Below are 22,418 nucleotides of genomic sequence, written 5' to 3' on the forward strand. Positions count from 1 at the left end.
GATTCAGCCACATCTTTCCTCAGCTGAGCGACTTGACGGCAACACCTGCCAGCGCGATAAAGCCGCCCATGAAAACGTCTTTCGCCATTTGTGGCATTTGCATTATTGGCTAGCCTCGCGCTGGTCCGGACGTTTTCGCCTCATCTTTCCCCAGATCGGAAAAACGCCCCGGCCAGCAGGCTGGAGCCTGATTTGTGCCTTCGGCGCGAAGTTGGTTCCGGCAAACACAAATTAAGGACCGGGACCGCATGTCTGACGCATCGAAGGGCCTCAACCTCTACAACACGCTAACGCGGACGAAGGAGCGATTCATCCCGATCGATCCGTTGAACGTGCGCATGTATGTCTGCGGCCCGACCGTCTACGACTTTGCCCATATCGGCAATGCGCGTCCGGCGATCGTCTTCGACGTGCTTTTCCGTCTGTTGCGCCAAGTCTATGGCGAAACGCATGTCACGTATGTGCGCAACATCACGGATGTCGACGACAAGATAAATGCCAGGGCGCTGCGCGACTTCGGCGAGGCGATCGCGGCCGGCAAGCTCTCGCTCAACGATGCGATCCGCAAGGTCACCGAAAAGACCGCCGACCAGTATCACAAGGATGTCGCCGCACTTGGCTGCCTGCAGCCGACCTACGAGCCGCGAGCGACCGAGTTCGTCGCGCCCCGGGCCGACGGCAAGGCCGACATGCTGTCGCTAATTTCGCAGCTGATCGAGCGCGGCCACGCCTATGTCGCAAGCGGCGAGGTGCTGTTCGACACCGCTTCGATGCCGGACTATGGCGAGTTGTCGAAGCGCAATCTCGACGAGCAGCAGGCAGGCGCGCGCATCGCCGTCGACGCGCACAAGAAGAACCCCGGCGATTTCGTGCTGTGGAAGCTGTCTTCGCCTGAGGAACCCGGCTGGGAGAGCCCATGGGGCAGGGGCCGGCCCGGCTGGCACATCGAATGCTCGGCGATGTCCGCCGCCTATCTCGGCGAGGTCTTCGATATCCATGGCGGCGGGCTGGACCTGATCTTCCCGCACCACGAGAACGAGATCGCCCAGTCGCGCTGCGCCCACGGAACCAAGGTCATGGCCAATGTCTGGATGCATAACGGCTTCCTGCAGGTCGAAGGCCAGAAGATGTCGAAGAGCCTCGGCAACTTCTATTCGATCCACGAGCTCCTGGAGACGGACACTTTCGGCGGCCGCACCTGGCCTGGCGAGGTGCTCAGGCTGGCGATGCTGATGACGCACTATCGCGAACCGATCGACTTTTCCGTGCGCAAGCTGGAGGAGGCGGAAAACACATTGCGCAAATGGAAGCGCGCGGCGGACCTTGCACCAGTGGCCGCGAAGGACCTGCCGGCCGAGGTGGTGGATGCGCTGTCGGACGACCTCGCCACCTACACAGCCTTCCAGCGGCTCACGCAGCTCGCCGGCGAGGCGGGCGATGCCGGAGGCGAGAAAGCCGCCGGGTCCTTGAAGGCGGCGCTGGCTTTCCTGGGCTTCGACGTCGGCGCGGCCAAGGTGGACGAGGAAACGATCGCCAAGGCGATAGCCGATCGGCTCGCGCTGATCGCCGCCAAGAACTGGGCCGAAGCCGACCGCCTGCGTGATGAGCTGCTGGCGCAAGGCGTGCAACTGAAAGACGGCAAGGACCCCGCCACCGGCGAGCGCGTGACGACGTGGGAGATCAAGCGGTGAGACAACTTCGGCGATTGGCGAAACCATCGGCGACGGCCAATCTCCCCCCTTGCGGGGGAGATGTCCGGCAGGACAGAGGGGGGTGTGAAGGAACGCCAGCGTTCAAACTTCCCCACTCTCATGCCAGCCATTTCCTGAGAGTGCAGCGCTCCCTAGTTGCTACGCCGGCGGGACAGCACCCCCCTCTGTCCTGCCGGACATCTCCCCCGCAAGGGGGGAGATCAGATGTCGCGTGCGGTTTCGCTAATCTCCAGCGTAGGGCGGCCTGAGCATGGGTCACGACCGCGTTCCCTCTCATCAGCGCAAAAACGCCAAATCGATGCGGCGCGCGATGACCGATGCCGAGCTGAAGCTCTGGAACGAATTGCGTGCGCACAGGCTCATGGGCATGAGCTTTCGGCGGCAGGTGCCGATTGGACCTTACATTGTTGACTTCGCTTGTTCTGCGCATTGCCTCATAGTTGAGGTCGATGGCAGCCAGCATGGCGATGGGGAACACTCCCGTCGCGACGAGGAGAGAACTGCCTATCTAGCCGCCACTGGCTGGACCATCCTGCGCTTCTGGAACGACGACGTGATCCGCGATATCGACAATGTCTGCCAGCACATCGTCATCGTGGCCGGCCTGGCCGTCGCGCCCGCGCCACCAACGGAGGAGCTCGTCTCGTGATCGACCATCTTGGCATCAACGTATCCGATTTCGACGCATCCAAGACCTTCTACGACAAGGCGATGGCGCCGCTGGGGGCATCGCTGCTCTACATGGTGCCTCAGGAATATACCGGCGGCGCCAAGGTAGGCGGCTATGGCCGCGACCGGCCGGTGTTCTGGCTGAGCGACAGCACGGACAAGCCGAAATCCGCCCAGCATGTCGCCTTCACTGCGCGCAGCCGCGCCGAGGTCGACGCTTTCCACGCGGCGGCACTTGCCGCCGGCGGCAAGGACAATGGCGGACCGGGTCTGCGCCCGCATTACCACCCCAACTATTACGGCGCCTTCGTCTTCGATCCCGACGGCAACAATGTCGAGGCGGTCTGCCATGATCCGGAGTGAGCGCCAAAAGCAGCCCATGATCGGGAGTGTGTCATGAGCCTTGACAACCGGCCTGTCTACACCGGCGGCTGCCAGTGCGGCGCCGTGCGTTTCCGCGTCGAAGGGGCGCTGGGCGAAGCCTCTGTCTGCCATTGCCGCATGTGCCAGAAGGCGAGCGGGAACTTCTACCTGCCGCTGGTCTCGGTGCGCGGCGCCACGCTCGACTGGACGCGCGGCGAGCCCAAACGCTTCCGCTCGTCCAATGCCGCCTGGCGCGGCTTCTGCGCCGAATGCGGCACGCCGCTGACCTTCGAGGCCCCCGACGGCGTGGCGCTTGCGATCGCCGCCTTCGATGACCCGACCGGCATCGCGCCCACCATCCAGTGGGGGACGGAGGCAAAACTTCCCTATGTCGACGGCATCCCCAAGCTGCCGTCCGAGGACACGATGGCCGATATCGCCTCGGCGCCTTACCTCGCCGAGCTCGTCTCCTACCAGCATCCCGATCACGACACCGACCAATGGCCACCGGAGGAAAGATGATGACAGAAAACGTTCGAACCGGTGGCTGCCAGTGCGGTGCCGTGCGCTTCCGCATCAAGGGCAAGCTCGGGCGCCCCTCCATCTGCCATTGCCGCATGTGCCAGAAACAGTTCGGCAATTTCTTCGGCGCGCTGGTGACGGTGCCGAAGGACGGCGTCGAATGGACCCATGAGGAGCCGAGCTATTTCCAGTCCTCGGTCAACATCGATCGCGGTTTCTGCCCCCGCTGCGGCACGCCGCTGACCTATCGCCAGCCCGGCGCGCTGGAGATCGCCATCGGCGCCTTCGACGACCGCTCCGACCTCGCGCCGCAGATCCAGGTCAACTACGCGGTTCGTCTGCCCTGGGTGGAAAAGATCTTCGAGGCGCCGATCCTCGACGATCCCGACTTCTATCGACGGCAGGAGCAGATCATCTCCTTCCAGCATCCCGACCACGAGACGGCCAACTGGCCGCAGCAGGGCTTGAAACTATGACGATCCACGGCAGTTCGTTGCGTATGCTCTATCCGGAGATCGAGCCGTTCGAGTCAAGTATGCTCGATGTCGGCGACGGCCACACCATCTATTGGGAACGCTGCGGCACCAAGGGCGCCAAGCCCGCCGTGTTCCTGCATGGCGGCCCGGGCGGCACGATCTCGCCAAAACACCGGCGTCTGTTCGACCCGAAGCTCTACGACGTTATCCTGTTCGACCAGCGCGGTTGCGGCAAGTCGACGCCCAACGCTTCGCTCGAGGCCAACACCACCTGGCATCTCGTCGCCGACATCGAGCGCCTGCGCGAAATGGCGGGCTTCGACGAATGGCTTGTCTTCGGCGGCTCCTGGGGCTCGACGCTGGCGCTCGCCTACGCCGAGACGCATCCGGACCGCGTCAGCGAATTGGTCGTGCGCGGCATCTATACGCTGACCCGCGCCGAGCTCGAATGGTATTATCAGTTCGGCGTCTCGGAAATGTTTCCCGACAAATGGGAGCGTTTTCTGGCGCCGATCCCCGAGGCCGAGCGCGGCGACATGATGGCCGCCTATCGCAAGCGGCTGGTCGGGTCCGACCGCAAGGCTCAAGTTCAGGCAGCCCTTGCCTGGAGCCTCTGGGAAGGCGAGACGATCACGCTGCTGCCAGAGCCGGAAACCAGCACGCCGTTCGGCCAGGACGACTACGCGGTGGCCTTCGCCCGCATCGAGAACCATTATTTCGTCCATGCCGGCTGGCTGGAGGAAGGGCAGTTGCTGCGCGATGCCTGGAAGCTGAAGGACATTCCGGGCACCATCGTCCACGGCCGCTACGACATGCCGTGTCCGGCAAAATATGCATGGGCGCTGCACAAGGCCTGGCCGAAGGCGGATTTCCACCTGGTCGAAGGCGCCGGCCATGCCTATTCGGAGCCGGGGATTCTGGATCGGCTGATCCGGGCGACGGATGGGTTCGCCGGCAAGAAATGATATTACCGGCCGCAAGGCCAGAGGAGGGTGCTGAAGCACCCACGCAGCCATGACAAAGCAACGCCTTTATCTCTTCGACACGACGCTTCGCGACGGCCAGCAGACGCCGGGCATCGACTTTTCCGTCGAGGACAAGATCGCCATCGCCAAACTGCTGGACGAGTTCGGCATCGACTATGTCGAGGGCGGTTATCCGGGCGCCAATCCGACCGACACAGCTTTCTTCCAGAAGAAGCGGACTGAGCGCGCGAAATTCGTCGCCTTCGGCATGACCAAGCGGGCAGGGGTCTCGGCTTCCAACGACCCGGGGTTGGCGGCGCTGGTGCAGTCGAGGTCCGACGCCATCTGCTTCGTCGCCAAGAGCTGGGACTATCACGTGCGCGTCGCGCTCGGCTGCACCAACGAGGAGAACCTGGAGTCGACCAAGACTTCGGTGGAAACCGCTGTCGCGGCCGGCAAGGAAGCCATGGTCGACTGCGAGCATTTCTTCGACGGCTTCAAGGCCAATCCGGACTATGCGCTGGCCTGCGCCAGGACGGCCTATGAAGCCGGCGCGCGCTGGGTGGTGCTGTGCGACACCAACGGCGGCACGCAGCCTTCGGAAGTGCGCGCCATCGTCGGCAAGGTCATCGCGCACGGCATCCCCGGCGACCATCTCGGCATCCATGCCCATGACGACACTGGACAAGCGGTGGCGAATTCCCTTGCCGCGGTCGAGGCCGGCGTGCGCCAGATCCAGGGCACGCTGAACGGCATCGGCGAGCGCTGCGGCAACGCCAATCTCATCTCCATCATCCCGACGCTGGCGCTGAAGCCCGCCTTCGCCGATCGTTTTGAGACCGGCATTTCGGCCGAGGCGCTGACCGGAATATCGAGGCTTTCCCGTGCGTTCGATGAATTGCTCAACCGCGCGCCGGAAGCGCAGGCGCCCTATGTCGGCTCATCGGCATTTGCCACCAAGGCCGGCATCCATGCCTCGGCTTTGGCCAAGGAGCCGGCGACCTATGAGCATGTCCCGCCGGAAGCCGTGGGCAACCGCCGCCGCGTCATGGTCTCCGACCAGGGCGGCAAGGCCAACTTCCTCGCCGAGCTGAAGCGGCGCGGCATCGACGTGCCGAAGGACGATCACCGGCTCGACGCGCTGATCGCCGTGGTCAAGGAGCGCGAGGCCGAAGGCTATGCCTATGAAGGCGCCGACGCCTCGTTCGAATTGTTGGCCCGCAAGACGCTGCACGGCCTGCCGGAGTTCTTCAACGTCACCTCGTTCCGCTGCATGGTCGAGCGCCGCTTCGACGCCAACGGCAATCTGAAGACCGTCTCCGAGGCGATCGTGAAGGTCGAGGTCGACGGCGAGGAGAAGATGTCGGTGGCCGAAGGCCATGGCCCGGTCAACGCGCTCGACATCGCGCTGCGCAAGGACCTCGGCAAATACCAGAGCGAGATCGTCGACCTCGAGCTCGCCGACTTCAAGGTGCGTATCCTCAACGGCGGCACCGAGGCCATCACCCGCGTCCTGGTCGAATCGCACGATTCCACCGGCGCCCGCTGGTGGACGGTCGGCGTGTCGGAAAACATCATCGACGCTTCCTTCCAGGCGCTGATGGATTCGATCGTCTACAAGCTGATGAAGAACCGCGAGATGGCGGGGTTGGTGGCGGCGGAATAGGGCTCCTTTCCTCGCCCCCGCAAAGCGGGGGAGAGGTGGCCCGGCGCAGCCGGGACGGAGCGGGGGAGCGACCTGCGCGAAGCCAGGGTCCAAGAAGGAAAGGGCGCAGCAAGGTCGCTAGTTCCCCATTTTCTACACTTTGCGAAAACCCCTCTCCGTCCCGGCTTCGCCGGGCCACCTCTCCCCACTGCGTGGGGCGAGGAACTTGCGCGAGGCGTTTGAACCATCACGAAAAGTCCGTTGATCCATCATAATTTTGTGATGGTCTTGGGCGATCCGCTGGGCCATAGCGTCAGGCCATGGTCACCGCTACAGCCGATCTCGATCAGGATGCCAAGGCCCGCCGCGGTTTCCTCCTGGCGCTCGGCGCCTATTTCCTCTGGGGACTGCTGCCCTTCTACATGAAGGCGGTGGCGCATCTGCCGCTTGCCGAGGTGATCGCCAACCGCGTCGTCTGGTCGGTGCCGATCGCGGCGGCGGTGCTCATCTGGGCCGGCCGCACCGCCGACTTCAAGGCGGCGATCCGCTCGCCGAAGAGCCTTGCCATGGCGGCGCTGACGGCGGTGCTGATCTCGATCAACTGGGGCATCTATGTCTGGGCGATCGCGGTCGACCGCACCGTCGAAACCGCGCTCGGCTATTACATCAACCCGCTGGTGGTCGTCGTTGTCGGTGCGGTGCTGCTCGGCGAGCGGCTCGACCGGTTGCAGATCGCCGCGGTGGCGCTGGCCGCGGTCGCGGTGATGGTGCTCACAATCGAGGCCGGCAAATTGCCCTGGGTGTCGCTGGCGCTCGCCTTCTCCTTCGCCGCCTACGGCTTCTTCCGCAAGACACTGCCGATCGGCCCGAGCCAGGGGTTCCTGCTCGAAGTGCTTTTGCTGTCGGTGCCGGCGCTCTGCTACATCGTCTACCTGATCGCCACCGGCCAGGATCATCTGATTTCCGGCACAGGCGCCGACACCGCATTGCTGATCGGCTGCGGCCCGGTCACCGCGGTGCCGCTGCTGCTCTTTGCCTTCGGCGCCAGGCTGCTGCGCCTGTCCACCATCGGCATCATGCAATATATCGCGCCGACCATGGTATTCCTGATCGCCGTGCTGATCTTCGACGAGCCGTTCGGCGGCACCCAGGCTGTCGCCTTTGCGCTGATCTGGGCAGCTCTGGCCATGTATAGCTGGTCGATGTTCAGGGGGCGCGAGGTCCGCCCGCCGGCTCCCGCGACGAGATAAGCAAAAGTGCGAGACGGTTTTCCGTCTGGCATTGCGTAAACAAGGAGCAGAGGGCGCCCGATGTACGTTCTGCATATCGGCAACAAGAACTATTCGTCGTGGTCGCTGCGCCCGTGGCTGCTGATGCGTGTCCTCGGTATTCCCTTCGAGGAGCGGCTGACGCCGTTCCCGACCGGATCGAGTTTCGGCCTCTACCGGCAGTTCTCGCCAAATGGACGCGTGCCCTGTCTTGTCGATGATGGCTGGGCCGTCTGGGATACGCTCTCGATCGTCGAATACCTTGCCGAACGCCATCAGGGCGTCTGGCCGTCGGAGACGAAGGCGCGCGCCTGGGCGCGCTCGGCCGTCGCCGAGATGCATTCGGGCTTCACCGCGCTGCGCAATGACTGCCCGATGAGCTGCGGCGTGCGGGTAAAGCTTTCGCCCATGTCCGGCGCGCTGAAGCACGACATCTTCCGCATGGGAGACTTGTGGAACGATGGCTTTGCGCGTTTCGGCGGACCTTTCCTGGCCGGCGACCGTTTTGGTGCCGTCGATGCCTTCTTTGCTCCGATTGCACTCAGGGCGCAGTCCTATGGCCTGACTTTCGAAGGCGAAGCGGCTAACTATCCGCGGCGGCTGCTCGACCTGCCGGCCATGCGCGAATGGTACGCGGCCGGACTTGCCGAGACGTGGCGCGAGCCTGGCCACGAAGCCGAAGTCCGTGCCGCCGGCACGATCGTCGAGGATTTGCGGGCAACCGCCTGAAACGCTACACGCGCCCCAGCCGTCGCACGAACATATAGATGATGCCGGCGATGACGACCGAGATCGCCGTCACCACCCAGAATCCCAGCGGCGTGCCGACCAGCGGCAATCCGCCGACATTCATGCCGAACAGCCCGGAGATGATGGTCATCGGCAACAGCACCGCCGTCATGACGGAGAGGATATAGAGCAGCTGGTTCGACTGCTCGGTCAGCTTGGCCATCAGCTCGTCCTGCAACAGGCGCGTGCGCGCCTGCAGTTGCTCGCCGTCGTGATGCAGCGTGTGCGCCCGGTGCGAAAGCCGGGTCGCCATGTCGTTGATGGGGTCGGGCAGTTCGTTGCGATGCGAATGGTCGAGATGGCGGAAGAGGCTGGTGAGCGTCGCCATCTGCCGGTGGATCAGCACCAGCTGCCGGCGCGCGTCGACCAGCGCCTGGCGCTCATTGTGCCATGCATCGCACACGATGCGGTCCTCGATGCCGTCGAGCGTGTCGCCCATCTTGTCGAGCTCGGCCGCCATGCCGTCGAGCGACTGGCCCATCACCGCCTCGATCAGCTCGGCCGGCGTGCGGAATTTTCGCGAGCCGCTCTCCACCAGCTTGCGGATCTTGTCGACCGATTCCAGCGGCTGCTTGCGGGCGCCGATCAGCATCCTATCGTTGAAGGCGAAGCGGAAATGGGTGAGCCCGCGCGCCTCGGCGAAATCGTGCCTGAGGTCGGGCAGGTCGCCATAGAGGAAGTCGTCCTCGAAATCGATCTGGCAGCCATGGCTGGGCGACAGGAAGGCATCGCGCACCGGCGCCGGCAGGGCCTGCTCGGCGCCGATCTCCTGGCGGGCGCGCATGTCGGTGATCTGGTAGCTGCGCCAACTCCAATGCGCCTCGGCGGGATCCTTGGTGCGGGAGCCATCGGCCTTGAAATGATAGATGAAGAACAGCCCGTGCTCGTCCGGCAGATAGGGTGAGAGGTCGGTGCCGTCGGCGGGGAAGGCGATGTTCATGGCGGCTTCGCCGGCTCTTGGTGCGGTCAGGGGTCGCGGGGGGGCGGCCAGGGCAAACCTACCATGGCGATTGCCGCCCAGTGTGACAGTTTGGTGACCGTCTTTACGGCTGCAGCCACTCTCGACAGAGCCGTCCTATCGTTGGCCGAACTGGCTGCGCAGCCGTGGCGTTGCGATCAAACGGCAGCTCGCATCGCCTGCCTATCCAGTCGCCAGCCATTTGCGCGACATCGCGAAGGTCCTGAAAGATTTTGGGTCCATCGGACGCCCGAAAGCGTAGCCTTGCAGGATGTCGCAGCCAAGCTCTTTCAGGATGCGCGCATGTTCCATCGTCTCGACGCCTTCCGCCACGACCCCGATGCCGAGCGATTTGCCGATCTCGATGATTGACGACACCAGCCGCCGCTGCGCCGCCGAGCCCGTTATCGGCGTGACGAGCTGCCGGTCGATTTTGAGACGGCGCGGTTGCAGTTTGAGCAGGCTGACGACGGATGCATGGCCCGTGCCGAAATCGTCGATCTCGATGTCGATCCCGAACTCCTTGATGTGCTCGATGTTCCAGGCGACAAGCTCGTCATTTTCGTCCAGGAAAATGGATTCCACGAGCTCGAACGAGACGGTTCCCTCCTTGATCGCCAGCATGCGCAGGCCGTTGATCAGGTCTTTGTCCTCCAGCCTTCGTGCTGAGACGTTGACGGAAAAGCGCGGGATGTTGAGGCCGTCGCGCGACCAGCGCTGGAAATTCTCCAGCGATTGTTCGAGGATCGTGCGGTCGATCAGCGAGACCACATTCAATTCCTCGGCCACTTTGAGGAAGATGTCGGGGGCGAGGATGCCGCGCCGTGGATGGCGCCAGCGCGACAGCGCCTCGACGCCGACGATCTCGAGCGTCTTGGCATCGAACTGTGGTTGATAGTAGGCGATAAACTCGTTGCGCTCCAGCCCGCTGAGGATCTCGTCAGCGGTCTGCTTGGTCCTGACGATCTCGCTCTGCAGCTCTTCGTTGAAGAACTCATAGCGGTTGCGACCGCGGCTCTTGGCTCGATAGAGCGCGAGATCGGCGTTGACCAGCAACTGCTTCGCATCGACGCCGCTAAGCGCCGCAATCCCGATGCTGACCCCAAAGCGGCATTGGTGGCCTTTATAGTCGACGGGCTGGCGCATTTCTTCGATGATACGATCCGCTAGCGCGGCGAGCTCGTTGTCATCGCGCCCCTGGCAAACCACAACGAACTCGTCCCCGCCGATGCGCGCCACGAAGTCGCCTGCGCGGGCGTTGGCTTTGATGACCTTCGAGGCATGCATGAGCATGGCGTCGCCCGCCGCATGGCCGAGCGTGTCGTTGATGTGCTTGAAGCGGTCGAGGTCGAGATGCAGCAGCGCAGTGCGATCCTCGGGCGAGTTGGCCAGCATCTCATCGAGGTAACGGCGATTGGGCAGGCCGGTCAGTGAATCGTGCAGCGCGACATGCTCGATGCGCGCCTTGGCGGTCTTGAGCTCGGCATTCTTCGATTCCGACAATTGCCGTTCACGCACCAGATTCTCGTTGAGCAGAACGTCGCTGGTCACGTCCCATTCGGCCCCGACCATCTTCGGCGTGCCGTCGCTGTCCTGGAAGTAGCTTGCGCGCGCGCGCACATGGCGGACGGTGCCGTCTGGGCGAAGCAGTCGATACTGCGACGAGTAGGGACCTTTTGCACCCACGGCAAGGTCGAACTCGCGCCGTGCCCGCGCGACATCCTCGGGGTGGATCGCCAGTGCCCAGTCGTCATAGCCGCGCGGCTTCCCGTCGGCGGGCTTGTTGTAGATCTCATTGACGCGATCGTCCCAAAGCAGCTCGTCGGTGAAGAGATCTTGCTCCCACACGCCGATGCCTGAAGCCTCCAGCGCCAGTTCCAGTCTCCCGGACAGGCGCCTCAATTCAGCATAGTTTTTCTGCCTTTCGCCGAACAGCCGTCCGGCCACCAGGATGGGCAGCACCACCAGCACAGCGGCGAGCGCCATGAGCGCCTGCAAGCCCCGCTCGTTCTTCGGCACGGTCGGCCAACCGCCCTTGGGGATTGCCGATATGTGCCAGGAACCGAACGGCAGCTGCACGTCTGCCGTCACCGGATTGTTCTTGACGATGTCGGCGCTACCGAAGAAGCGCTGGCCGCCACCGCCAAGGGCATCCTTTCCGATAAGCGCCACATCTATGTCAAGATCAGGGTCGGTGAGGCCGCTTGCGGCGTAGAGCCGATCGATATCGATAGCCGCCGAGACAAGGCCCCAGAAGCGATCGCCGCCCCCCGCTGTCGGCACGAAGACAGGGATCCGGCCGATGAAGGCGCGCCCGCCCTGCCTGAGGTCGACGGGACCGGCAAGGACCGATATGCGCTGGTCGCGGGCCCTAAGCGCCGCCAAGCGTTGCGCCTCGTTCTTGCGGTAGTCGAGCCCGATCGTTGCCCTCCATCGGATACATCAGCGAAATGACGAGATCCGGCGCGCCGCCAACGTTGCGCAACTGCGATTTCTGCTTGAAGAGATTGGCAGCGAGGGAGGCAAATCTCTGCTGCCCCATATAGGGCTCGGTGACGATGGCCGAGACGAGGCCTTGAACCAGCTGGAGATTGCCGTTGATGTTTCCTTCCAGCTTGGCGCGGATGATATTGACCTTGTAGAGGACGTCCGCGCGCGTGAGTTGATCGGAAACCGTTTTGTTCTGCTGGTCGACGAAGATCGCGCAGATCAAGAGCACGACGAAAGCAATCGCCGCCGGCACATTGGCGGAAGAGAAAACGGCCTGCCTGATACGGCCGATGTTGAAATTTGTCGCTGTCAATTCAACCCGAATAGCTTTCCTGGACGACGCTCCATCGATCGGAGTTAAAGGAAAGTGCTTAAATTAGAACTTCCATGCCCGCCTCAAATTGCGCCGTTCACGGCCTGGGAGGCTTGCCTTGAGCCAACAAATTCGAGCCATGATTAACGCCGGCTAACTGGGCCGTTCATCCCGCAAAAATCGCGATCTTCCGTTGCTCCCAAAAAAATCTTCCGCGTCCCGGGAATAAAGCCCGGGCCTTCCGGGTCTTGGCTGTAGCGAGGCCGTCCTCCCAAGGCACGCATCAACCAACCCGGAAGGAATACGCGTATGAACAGAACCGTCTTCATCGCTCTCGCCATCCTCGTTGCCACCGGCAGCGCCTTTGCCGGCAGCGACTGCTTCCCCTGGACGAATGGCGGCCAGCAGGCCGCGGCCGTCGACACCACCACCACCACTGCCTCCATCGCGAAGCCCGATATGAAGCCGGCGGCTAGGATTGCTGCGGAAGAGCCCGGCCAGGGCACCTGGGGTCGCTGAGCCGGCGGGACCGAAAGGTTCTCGCCCAGGAGTCAGGACCAAAAGGTCCTGATCCCCGGCGGGACCGAAAGGTCATCGCCCAGGAGGCGGGATCGAAGGTCCTGATGCCGGTGTGAGGAAGGCACGCCTCGCCCTGGGTCAACGACCAGACGTCCCGATCTCCCCGGAGCCGGCCGGTCTTCAGTCGGACCGGCCGGCTCCGGTTCCGCAGCCGGCGGAGGGTCGCACCGGGCCCTCCGCCATTCTCTCATACCGCCTGAAACCTGAAGCAAACGCCCAAGCCACAAGAGGAGATTTCTGATGTTCAACATGACACGCCGCATGGTGCTCGGTTCCGCCGCCGCCGCGGCCGCCTTCGGCATTGCCGGCAAGCTGGAATTCGCGCCCGCGGCTTACGCCGAAACCCCGGTCGAGCCGCTGGTCGGCTTCTACAAATACAAGGTGGGCTCGCTCGAGGTCACCGCCGTCTATGACGGCATCTGGCGCAAGCCGCACGACCCGGCCTTCATCAAGGATGTGTCGATCGACGACACCAAGGCGGCACTCGCCAAGGCCGGACTGACCACCGAATTCATGCCGATCCCGCTCACCGTCGTGGTGCTCCAGATGAACGGCCACACCATCATGATGGACGCCGGTTCAGGCGTCGGCCAGTGGCAGGCCAACGCCACGCATCTTCCGGCCAACATGAAGGCCGCCGGCATCGACTACAAGGCGATCGACACCATCATGATCTCGCATTTCCATCCCGACCATGTCTGGGGCCTGATGGAGAAAGGCACCAACAATCCGGTGTTCCCGAATGCCGAGCTGATCGTCAACGCCACCGAATACAATTGGTGGACGGATCCGAGCCGCCTCGCCAAGCTGCCCGAGGGCCGCAAGCCGGCGGGCAAGCGCATCGCCGAGAACTTTCCGAAATGGAAGAACTGGAAGCTGGTCGACGACGGCGCGGAAGTGGTGCCCGGCATCCGCCTCATGGCGGCGCCCGGCCACACGCCCGGCCATTCCGTCTACCATGTCGATGCCGGCTCCGAGCAGTTCCTCGTCTCGGCCGACACCATGTACGTGCCGGCGCTGCTTGCCCCGCATCCCGAATGGCAGGGCGCTTATGACCAGGACGGGCCGATGGCGATCACCACGCGCCACCGGATCATCGACCAGGTGATCGCCGACAATGTCCGCATCTGCGGTTCGCACTTCCCGTTCCCCGGCACAGGCAGCTTCGTCAAGGACGGCAACGCCTACGCCTTCACCCCAACCCAGATCTGATCAGAATCGGATCCTGAACAGAAAGCGACAACTCCAATGAAACACGCACTTTTCGCGGTGCTCGGCGCCATTGCGGTCCTGATCGCGGCCCCCATCGCCATCGCCGTTCCGGCCTATGCGGTGGACGATATCGAAGGCGCCGACGCGCCGGACCTGACGGCCGTCAAGGCCAAGATCGAGGCCAAGGACTACAAGGGCGCGCTGGCCGACCTGCGCGACCTTGCGCAGGACACCCAGCAGGCCGACGTCTACAACCTGCTCGGCTTCACGCTGCGCAAGACCGGCGACTACCAGACCTCGCTCACTTACTACACCAAGGCGCTGGAACTTCAGCCCGACCACAAGGCCGCGCATGAATATCTGGGCGAGCTCTATGTCGAGACCGGCGACATGGCCAAGGCGAACGAGCAGCTCGCCTCGCTGCAAAAACTCTGCCCGGCCGGCTGCGAGGAGCTTTCGGACCTCAAGCAGGCCATCGACACCAAGGTGACGAAGTAGGTGGCCCATAAGGCCTCGTCATCCTTTTGGCGCCACGGCGGTAGCGCCCGAAAACCGGAGCCGGCGTTCCTCTCCCTCGCGCCGGCTCCGACCTTTCAACTCGGAGCGCGCAGGTGCGCGTCGATACGGACGCGCGGCGCCAACCCCTTTTCCAAAGATTGGAGCCGACCATGACACCGATCGAACTTGCCGAAAAACTTCACGCCAGGGACGCGGTCCTGCTGGCCGGCCGGCTGCTCCTGTCCTTGATCTTCGTGCATGAGGGACTGGAGCTGGCGACCCATTTCGAAGGCGCTCAGAAGGCGATGGCCGCGCTCGGCGTCGGCACGCCGCTGCTTTTGGCCACCATCGCGCTGCAGCTCGGCGCCGGCCTCTCTGTGGCGCTCGGCATCCTGGCGCGGCTCGGCGCGATCGGCCTCGGCCTGTTCTGCCTGATGACGGCCGGCCTCTTCCACACCAATTTCGCCAGCCAGAACGAATTGCTGCATTTCGAGAAGGATCTCGCCATCGCCGGCGGCATGTTCATCCTGGCGCTTTCCGGTTCCGGCAGGCTGTCGGTGGACAGGGTGTTGGCCGGGCTCGCGAAGGACACCAAGATCGATCCGCCTATTGAGCAGCATCTGTCGGTGGGGGAGACGAGCCTGCCGGTTTGAGGCGGCACGGAAACCTCTTTGGATTGCTGGCGCCGGATGCTATTTGCTCGGGTCCCAAACTGAAGACGTCGCCTTGAATACGACAAGCCTACTGCGCCATATCAACGCCAGGCGTTGCCTGAGACTGCTGCAAAACGGCCGGCAGCTCTCCCGCGCCGACATGGCCCGCCAGCTCGGCCTGACAAGGGCCACGATCGGCAACGCCATGCGCGTCCTGCTCGATGCCGGCCTTGTCGTCGAGAGCGCCGAAATGTCCCCCGAAACGCGCAAGGGCCGTCCGGGCGTAGGCGTGTCGCTCAACCCTTCGGGTGCGTATTTTGTCGGCGCCGATGTCGGCACGCGTTCCTTGACCGGGGTGCTGCTCGACCTGCAGATGAACGTCGTCAGCCGCATCGTCGAGCCGACCGGTCCGCGCTACCGCGACGCCGGGCATATATCGGCAAGGCTGCTCTCCCTGATCGAGAGGCTGCTCAACGAAAATCCCGCTCTGCAGGACAAGGTGGAGGGCATCGGCATTTCGGTGCCGGGCCTCGTCGGCCGCGACGGCAGCGTGGTGCATGCGCCGTTCCTGGAATGGCGCAACTATCCCCTGCAAGCGGAACTGACGGCCAAGTCGCCGGCCGACTGGTCGGTCATGGTCTGCAACGACGCTTTCGCCTTCGCCAATGCCGAGCTTGCCGCCTCCGCCACGGCGAAGGCCGGCAGCATGCTGGTCGTTCTCCTGGCCGAGGGCATCGGCGGCGCCATCATCGATGACGGCCGTGTCGTGATGGGCGGGCACGGCTACTCCGGCGAAATCGGCCACACCATCGTTTCCGCCGGCGGCCGCGTCGATACATTCGAGATGCTGGCCGGCGCCAAGCTTTTCACGCGGCTGTTCGAAGAGGGGCAGCCAGTGGCCGACGGCGTCCAGATGCTGCTTGCAAGCGTCGGCAGCAAGGACGTAGACGCCGTGCTCGACGCCTGGGTCAGCGGCCTTTCCGCGGGCCTCGTCAACGCCATCCATCTGCTCGACCCCGGGCGCATCGTGCTCGGCGGCCCGCTGGCAGGCCTCTATCCCAAGCTCGGCCGGCGCATACAGGCCGATATCAAGCGGCGGCTTCTGGCGGGCTTCGCGATGCCCGAGATCAGGGTGGCGCAGTTCGGCGCCGACGGCGCCGCGATCGGCGCGGCGGCGACCATCCGCGACACGCTTTTCGCTCTCCCGGACCTCGAGGCCAGCACGCTGTAGTTCCCCAGTCGGCTATGTCTGCGTTGGCAGGTGGTATGCCTTGGAGATTGGCCGAACCGGTCCGGCCTCGTCATCCACGGGCGGAGCAAGGAGCGTAGCGACGCGCGCAGACCCGAGGATCCATTCCGTGACTCATGAGCGCTGCTGCGGTCCAGAATTCTGCTCCGCTACGTTCTTCGATCAAAGTAACCGAATGGATCCCAGGGTCCCCACGACGCCGCTTCGCGGCTGCTCCGCCCAGGGATGACGACGTTGGGGAGGCTTCCACCAATCTCCAGCGTTTGCGCTGATTCCACGGAAATAGACGGTGAAAATCCAGTCCCTGTGCTGAGGAACTGGTTATCATTTCCAAGGTTTTTTCTTGCACGCACTGGCGAACAGCGGGGCGCCGCGACAGTCCATTTTGGGGAGCCAACTCAAAGCACTAGCGCCGACCGCGGCCATGCGAAGTCGATCCATCCTCGCATCCCGCAAAACAGCCATCGCAGAAATCCTAATCAAGCGCCTTGACGCGGGGCGGTTTGTGATATTTGTTTTTGTATAAGACAAAAACAAATATCAGGGGAGCGAGCCTGTGCCCATCAAGAAAGACGCCCGTTGTCTGCGCATCGGTATCCTCGGCTGCGGGCCGATCTCGCAATTCGCGCATCTGGAATCGGCGCAGAAGGGCAGGAACGTCGTCCTCCAGGCCGTCTGCGACGCCGATGTCGATCTGGCGCGGCGGTTCGGCTCCTTCTACGACGCGACAAGCATCTACAACGACTATGACCGCATGCTCGCCGATCCCGAGGTCGAGGCGATCGTCATCGGCATTTCAGATGCCTTCCACGTTCCGGCGGCGATCAAGGCTCTCTCGGCCGGCAAGCACGTTCTTTGCGAAAAGCCGATCGCCATGTCGGTCGAGGAGGCGGAGGAGCTGAGAGGCCATGTCGAGCGCACCGGCCTGGTGCTGCAGATCGGCCATATGCTGCGTTTCGATCCAGGCATCCAGGCAGCGCACGAATTCGCCACCAAGGAGATGGGCTCGCTGCTGGCGCTGAAGGCCTGGTACTGCGATTCCACCCATCGCTACACCATGACCGATGCGGTGCAGCCGGTGCCAAGGACCGGCGCCAAGGCGCTAAAGCCGGCCGGCGACCAGAAGGCCGATCGCCAGCGCTATTTCATGCTGGCGCATGGCAGCCATCTCGTCGATCTCGCGCGCTATCTGGCGGGGCCGATCAAGTCGGTGCAGGCACGTCTGCTCGAACGCTTCGGCGCCCATTGCTGGTTCGTGGACACGGAATTCGAAAATGGCGCGCTCGGCCATCTCGATCTGACGCTGCCGGTCCGGATGGACTGGCACGAAGGCTTCCAGCTCTATGGCGAGAACGGCAGCGCCATCGGCAAGATCTTCAATCCCTGGTACTACAAGTCGAGCGAGGTCGACATCTTCCGCGAGAGCAGCGCTTCCTCCGAGCGCGTACTGGGCGCCGACGGGCATTTCTATCGCCGCCAGCTCGAAGGCTTCGCCGACGTCGTGCTCACCGGCGTGCCGATGAACGGCGCTTCGATCGAGGATGGCGTCGCTTCCATCCGCGCCATGGTGGCGATCGGCCAGTCGGTCCGCAGCGGCAAGCCCCTCGATCTGGCGGACGCCTCGGGGCCGGTCTGATGTATCCCGCAATCTTTGCCCGGACCTATCCGCTCGGCCCCGTCGACCAGCTGCTCTGGGCGATCGGGCAAGACGGCTATGAGGGCATGCAGTTCAACCTGTCATGCCTGGGATTGGCCAGCCTTCCGGACACCGTTCCGGCCGCTGAGCTCACGGCCTTCGCCGAAGCCGCCCGCGCGCGGGACCTGGCGGTTGCCGGCCTCTCCGGCACCTACAACATGACTCATCCCGATGCGGCTGTGCGCCGTGCCGCCCGCGCCCGCTTCGCCAATGTCGTCGCCGCCGCGCCGCTGCTTGGCGCGCCGATCGTGACGCTGTGCACCGGCTCGCGCAGCGCCGACGACATGTGGGCAGCCCACCCCGACAACGCCTCGCCGGCCGCCTGGGCCGATCTGCGCGCCGAGCTCGATGCGGCGCTCGAGCTTGCCGAGAAGCACGACGTCAGGCTCGGCATCGAGCCCGAGCCCGGCAATGTGGTCGCCGACGCCGTTCTCGCGCGGCGGATCCTCGACGAGGTCAGGAGCCCGCGCCTCGGCATCATCCTCGACGCCGCCAATCTCGTCGGCGACAGACTGAGCGATCAGGCTCGCGTCATGGAAGAGGCGGTGGACCTGCTCGGCGAGCACATTGTCCTGGCGCATGCCAAGGACATCGACCGGGCCGGCACGGTTGTCGCCACCGGCGCCGGCGCCGTCGATCTCCACCGATTCCTGCGGCTGCTGCGCTCCTGCGGCTACGGCCAGGCGGTCGTCGCGCATGGCTTCGAGCATAAGGATGCGGCCGCGTCGGGCGCGGCTCTGCGCACGCTTCTTGAGGACGTGTCATGACGGCCGGTACCTTCACCACCGTTGACGGCTGTGCGCTTGCCTTCGATGTCGCGGGCAAAGGATGCCCGGTGCTCTGGCAGCACGGGCTCGGCGCGCCTCTCGACCAGCCGGTCGAGGTGTTTCCCGAAGACACCGGTCTGCAACGCGTCACGCTGATGTGCCGGGGCCACGGCGCCTCCGCGCTTGGCGATCCGTCGCGCCTCTCGATCGCGCAGTTCGCCGAGGATGCCTTGGCGCTGCTCGACCATCTCGGCATCGAGCAGGCTGCGGTCGGCGGCATCTCGCTGGGCGCGGCGATTGCGCTGCGGCTGGCAAGCTTTCATGCCCCGCGCGTGGCAAAGCTGGCGCTGGCGCGGCCGGCATGGGTGGATGGGCCTTCCATCGAGCGCCAGCACGGCTATCACGTCGCGGCGCGGTACCTCGAAAAATACGGCGCCGAAGAAGGCGCGGAGCGTTTTCGCGTATCGCCGGAGTTCCTTGAGGTCCTTGCGGCCTCGCCGGACAACGCGGCCTCGCTCATCGGCTTCTTCAAGCGGCCGCGGCCCGATACCACGATCGCGCTTCTGACGCGTATTCCGCTCGACTGGCCGGGCGTGAGCCGCGCCCGGATCGAGGCCATCCGGCAGCCGGCGCTGATCATCGGCAACGACCAGGATTACGTCCACCCTCTGGCCTATGCGCGCGAGCTGGCCGGTCTCATCCCGGGCGCCCGGCTGGCCGAGATCACGTCGAAGACGGTCGACCGCGCGGCCTATGTCGCCGAGTTCCGGAACGCCTTGGCAGACTTCCTTTCGGACAGGGGAGGCGACCGATGACACGCGCCTCGATCCGCTCGATCCTGGTCGTCGATGTCGGCGGCACCTCGGTCAAATGCGGCATGGTCGTCGACCGTGTCCCGCAGGCCGGCGAGCGGCTCTTCCCGTCCGCCTTGATGCGCAACGCCGATCCCGTCGGCAGCTTCGCCAGGCTCGTCAGGGAGTTCTGCGCCGAGGCGGGCCTCACCCCCGACCTGATGGTCTCGACCGTTCCCGGCTTCATCGATACCGACGGCGACCGCGTCCTCTTCGCCGGCAATGTCCCCGAGCTCAACGGCCACCATCTGGCGAGCGAGCTTGGCGCGCTGCTTGGCTTCCCCGTCATCATCGAACGCGACTCCGTGCTTGTGCTGGCGGGCGAGGTGATCGCGGGTGCTGCGAAAGGCGCCGACAGCGTGCTTGGCCTGTTCTTCGGCACCGGTGTCGGCGGCGCTTTCCTGCAGGGCGGCGAAGCCTTTCGCGGCGGCGGCTGGGCGCTGGAGATCGGCCATATGCCTTTCGGCAATGAGGGCAGGTCCCTGGAAGGACTGCGCACGGACTGCCTGGAAACCTACGTCTCCGGCCGCGCTCTGGAAGTCATTGCCGCCAGGCACGGCGTTCCCGTCACCGAGGTTTTTGTCCAGTCCCGGCGCATCGCCGGGCTTGGTGCGGACGTCGACCGGTTTGTGCGCGATCAGGCGCTCGCCATCGGCACGGCGGTGGCGCTGTTTTCCCCGGCCACGGTCGTGCTCGGGGGAGGGGTCTGCGCGATCGAGGAATTTCCGCGCCGGCAGTTGGGGGAACTGGTGGCGCTCCGGGCGCCCTTCGCCGAGACGGGCCGCCCGATGGACTTACGCTGGGCCGGGCTCGGCTGGCGCGCCGTCCTCTATGGCGGCCTCAAGGCCGCCGACGACTATGCCGCGGCTCGATCGATGCCTGCATCCGAAGCGAAGCAAGAACGGGAGTCCCTGCCATGAGCCTGTTGGAGCTGAAGAGCATCTCGCGCCAGTTCGGCGCTATCCACGCCGTCGAGGACGTGTCGTTCAAGATCGAGCCCGGCGAGATCGTCGGCCTGATGGGCGACAACGGCGCCGGCAAGTCGACGCTGGTCAAGATGATCGCCGGCAACTTTCCGGCCTCGTCCGGCAAGATGGTGTTCGACGGCAAGGAGGTGCAGTTCAACCAGCCGTCCGACGCCCGCCGCGCCGGCATCGAGATCGTCTACCAGGACCTGGCGCTTTGCGACAATCTGAGCGCCGCCGCCAACGTCTTCCTCGGCCGCGAGATCATGCGCTCGGTCGGCCCGTTCAAATTCCTCGACCATCGCAAGATGCGCGAGCGCGCCGCCGAGCTGTTCCGCGAGCTGCAGTCGGAGACGCGGCCGCGCGACGTGGTCAAACGCATGTCGGGCGGCCAGCGCCAGGCGGTCGCCATCGCCCGCACCCGCCTGGCCGACGCCAAGCTGGTGCTGATGGACGAGCCGACCGCCGCGATCTCGGTGCGCCAGGTCGCCGAGGTGCTGGCGCTGATCAAGCGCCTCAAGGAGCGCGGCGTCGCCGTCATCCTGATCTCGCACCGCATGCCCGACGTGTTCGGCGTGTGCGAGCGCATCATGGTGCTGCGGCGCGGCCACCTGGTCGCCAACAAGCTCGCTTCGACCAGCTCGCCCGAGGAAATCACCGCCTTGATCGTCGGCGCCAAGGCCGCGGCCTAAAGGCAACAGGGGAGGATGGAATGAACAAGTCTCCGGACGCCAGCAACTTGGATTCGGTCTTCAACCTGTCGGAACGCAGCAAGCTCGGCGAGATGCTGCGCAGCCAGGAATTCTGGATCGTCATCGCGGTGCTGATCATCGGCGCCGTGGTGGGCATGATCGCGCCGCGCTTCCTCACCGGCGCCAACATGGCCAACATCCTGCAGAATTTCTGCTTCACCGCGCTGATGGCGATCGGCATGACGCCGGTGATCATGACCGGCGGTATCGACATCTCCGTCGGCTCCACGCTGGGCCTGACCGGCGTGCTGCTCGGCCTGTTCTGCGCCAGCGGCTACCCTTTCGCCGTCGTCGTGTTGTTGGTGCTTCTCGTCGGCGCCTTCGTGGGCATCGTCAATGGGGCGCTGGTCTCGTACCTGAAGCTGCCGCCCTTCATCGTCACGCTCGGCATGATGAGCCTCGTGCGTTCGCAGACGCTGGTCGTCACCAACAACCAGGTCGTCTACGATTTCGGCCGCGCCGGCAACACGCTGCTGGCGCTTGGCAGCGGCTCCTTCCTCGGCGTGCCGAATGTGCTGTGGGCCGTGATCGTTTCGGCCGTGGTCATGCAGTGGCTGCTGTCGATGACCAGATGGGGCCGCTATGTGCGCGCCATCGGCGGCAATGAAAATGCCGCGCGTCTTTCCGGCATCCCGGTCGATCGCGTCAAGGTTTCGACCTACGCGCTGCTCGGCGCCATGACTGGCATGACGGCGATCTTCCTCGTCGGCTGGATGGGCGCCGCCACCAACGCGCTCGGCCAGGGCCAGGAGCTGCAGGTCATCGCCGCGACCGTCATCGGCGGCGCCAACCTGCTCGGCGGCTTCGGCACGTCCTTCGGCGCCGTCATCGGCTCGGTGCTGATCGAAGTGATCCGCAACGCCCTGTTGCTCGCCGGCGTGAACCCGTTCTGGCAGGGCACCTTCGTCGGCCTCTTCATCCTGTTCGCGGTACTGCTTGAACGGTTCCGCTCCAGCCGCGCCTAGAACCTGTCCGGACAGGTGGCCTGTTCGGAAGGTTCGCGCACTTTCGTGCACATAACATCAG

The 22,418-nt window shown here is 64.5% G+C and carries 21 protein-coding genes and 1 pseudogene; 20 read left to right on the plus strand and 2 right to left on the minus strand.

The annotated features are described in order from the left end of the window. Positions 1–248: 248 nt before the first annotated feature. The 9 genes from cysS (at position 249) to FJ414_RS11060 (ending at position 8,349) form a co-directional block, all read left to right on the plus strand. Positions 249–1,691 (plus strand): cysteine--tRNA ligase, encoded by a 1,443-nt coding sequence (gene cysS, locus FJ414_RS11015; RefSeq protein ID WP_140644415.1) that lies wholly within the window; start codon positions 249–251, stop codon positions 1,689–1,691. Between the two features lie 271 nt (positions 1,692–1,962). Then, positions 1,963–2,361, plus strand: coding sequence for an endonuclease domain-containing protein (locus FJ414_RS11025; protein WP_140644417.1), 399 nt, complete (start codon positions 1,963–1,965; stop codon positions 2,359–2,361). Beyond that, positions 2,358–2,744 (plus strand): VOC family protein, encoded by a 387-nt coding sequence (locus tag FJ414_RS11030; protein WP_140644418.1) that lies wholly within the window; start codon positions 2,358–2,360, stop codon positions 2,742–2,744. The genes FJ414_RS11025 and FJ414_RS11030 overlap by 4 nt, the downstream gene beginning before the upstream one ends. A 33-nt stretch (positions 2,745–2,777) precedes the next feature. Continuing rightward, positions 2,778–3,266 (plus strand): GFA family protein, encoded by a 489-nt coding sequence (locus tag FJ414_RS11035; RefSeq protein ID WP_140644419.1) that lies wholly within the window; start codon positions 2,778–2,780, stop codon positions 3,264–3,266. Beyond that, the gene (locus FJ414_RS11040; RefSeq protein WP_140644420.1) at positions 3,266–3,742 is read left to right on the plus strand and encodes a GFA family protein; all 477 of its coding nucleotides are present in this window, start codon (positions 3,266–3,268) and stop codon (positions 3,740–3,742) included. Before FJ414_RS11035 ends, FJ414_RS11040 begins: the two co-directional genes overlap by 1 nt. Then, complete coding sequence (pip, locus tag FJ414_RS11045) at positions 3,739–4,707, plus strand: prolyl aminopeptidase (RefSeq protein ID WP_140644421.1); 969 nt, start codon at positions 3,739–3,741, stop codon at positions 4,705–4,707. Before FJ414_RS11040 ends, pip begins: the two co-directional genes overlap by 4 nt. Positions 4,708–4,756: 49 nt before the next feature. Then, complete coding sequence (gene cimA, locus FJ414_RS11050) at positions 4,757–6,373, plus strand: citramalate synthase (RefSeq protein WP_140644422.1); 1,617 nt, start codon at positions 4,757–4,759, stop codon at positions 6,371–6,373. A 299-nt stretch (positions 6,374–6,672) separates the two neighbouring features. Continuing rightward, positions 6,673–7,602, plus strand: coding sequence for an EamA family transporter RarD (gene rarD, locus FJ414_RS11055; protein WP_140644423.1), 930 nt, complete (start codon positions 6,673–6,675; stop codon positions 7,600–7,602). Between the two features lie 60 nt (positions 7,603–7,662). Then, positions 7,663–8,349 carry a glutathione S-transferase family protein gene (locus FJ414_RS11060; RefSeq protein ID WP_140644424.1) on the plus strand — a complete coding sequence of 229 codons (687 nt, stop codon included), beginning with the start codon at positions 7,663–7,665 and terminating at the stop codon, positions 8,347–8,349. A gap of 4 nt (positions 8,350–8,353) precedes the next feature. Here FJ414_RS11060 and FJ414_RS11065 read toward each other — a convergent pair whose 3' ends face one another. Both FJ414_RS11065 and FJ414_RS11070 read right to left on the minus strand, forming a co-directional pair. Then, entirely contained in the window at positions 8,354–9,349 is a 996-nt protein-coding gene (locus FJ414_RS11065) for a transporter (RefSeq protein WP_140644425.1), read from the minus strand. A 201-nt stretch (positions 9,350–9,550) separates the two neighbouring features. After that, a pseudogene (locus FJ414_RS11070) lies at positions 9,551–12,140 on the minus strand (EAL domain-containing protein). A 339-nt stretch (positions 12,141–12,479) separates the two neighbouring features. Here FJ414_RS11070 and FJ414_RS11075 point away from each other — a divergent pair. The 11 genes from FJ414_RS11075 (at position 12,480) to FJ414_RS11125 (ending at position 22,357) form a co-directional block, all read left to right on the plus strand. Next, positions 12,480–12,689 carry a DUF680 domain-containing protein gene (locus FJ414_RS11075; RefSeq protein WP_140644426.1) on the plus strand — a complete coding sequence of 70 codons (210 nt, stop codon included), beginning with the start codon at positions 12,480–12,482 and terminating at the stop codon, positions 12,687–12,689. 300 nt (positions 12,690–12,989) lie between these two features. Then, complete coding sequence (locus FJ414_RS11080; protein ID WP_140644427.1) at positions 12,990–13,961, plus strand: MBL fold metallo-hydrolase; 972 nt, start codon at positions 12,990–12,992, stop codon at positions 13,959–13,961. 36 nt (positions 13,962–13,997) lie between these two features. After that, the gene (locus FJ414_RS11085; RefSeq protein ID WP_140644428.1) at positions 13,998–14,459 is read left to right on the plus strand and encodes a tetratricopeptide repeat protein; all 462 of its coding nucleotides are present in this window, start codon (positions 13,998–14,000) and stop codon (positions 14,457–14,459) included. A 170-nt stretch (positions 14,460–14,629) separates the two neighbouring features. Continuing rightward, positions 14,630–15,112, plus strand: a complete 483-nt coding sequence (locus FJ414_RS11090) for a DoxX family protein (RefSeq protein ID WP_140644429.1) — start codon at positions 14,630–14,632, stop codon at positions 15,110–15,112. A 73-nt stretch (positions 15,113–15,185) separates the two neighbouring features. Beyond that, complete coding sequence (locus FJ414_RS11095; protein WP_140644430.1) at positions 15,186–16,343, plus strand: ROK family transcriptional regulator; 1,158 nt, start codon at positions 15,186–15,188, stop codon at positions 16,341–16,343. 574 nt (positions 16,344–16,917) lie between these two features. Beyond that, entirely contained in the window at positions 16,918–17,997 is a 1,080-nt protein-coding gene (locus FJ414_RS11100; RefSeq protein ID WP_181181588.1) for a Gfo/Idh/MocA family oxidoreductase, read from the plus strand. Further along, a complete protein-coding gene (locus tag FJ414_RS11105) occupies positions 17,997–18,824 on the plus strand; it encodes a sugar phosphate isomerase/epimerase (RefSeq protein ID WP_140644431.1) in 828 nt (275 codons plus the stop codon). The genes FJ414_RS11100 and FJ414_RS11105 overlap by 1 nt, the downstream gene beginning before the upstream one ends. Continuing rightward, on the plus strand, positions 18,821–19,639 hold the full coding sequence (locus FJ414_RS11110) for an alpha/beta hydrolase (RefSeq protein ID WP_140644432.1): 819 nt from the start codon (positions 18,821–18,823) through the stop codon (positions 19,637–19,639). The genes FJ414_RS11105 and FJ414_RS11110 overlap by 4 nt, the downstream gene beginning before the upstream one ends. After that, positions 19,636–20,595, plus strand: a complete 960-nt coding sequence (locus FJ414_RS11115) for an ROK family protein (RefSeq protein WP_140644433.1) — start codon at positions 19,636–19,638, stop codon at positions 20,593–20,595. The genes FJ414_RS11110 and FJ414_RS11115 overlap by 4 nt, the downstream gene beginning before the upstream one ends. Then, entirely contained in the window at positions 20,592–21,332 is a 741-nt protein-coding gene (locus FJ414_RS11120) for an ATP-binding cassette domain-containing protein (RefSeq protein WP_140644434.1), read from the plus strand. The genes FJ414_RS11115 and FJ414_RS11120 overlap by 4 nt, the downstream gene beginning before the upstream one ends. Positions 21,333–21,352: 20 nt before the next feature. Continuing rightward, positions 21,353–22,357, plus strand: coding sequence for an ABC transporter permease (locus tag FJ414_RS11125; protein WP_140644435.1), 1,005 nt, complete (start codon positions 21,353–21,355; stop codon positions 22,355–22,357). Positions 22,358–22,418: the final 61 nt, after the last annotated feature.

Origin of the sequence: Mesorhizobium sp. B3-1-6, assembly GCF_006439555.1 — a bacterium.
Taxonomy (GTDB): domain Bacteria; phylum Pseudomonadota; class Alphaproteobacteria; order Rhizobiales; family Rhizobiaceae; genus Mesorhizobium.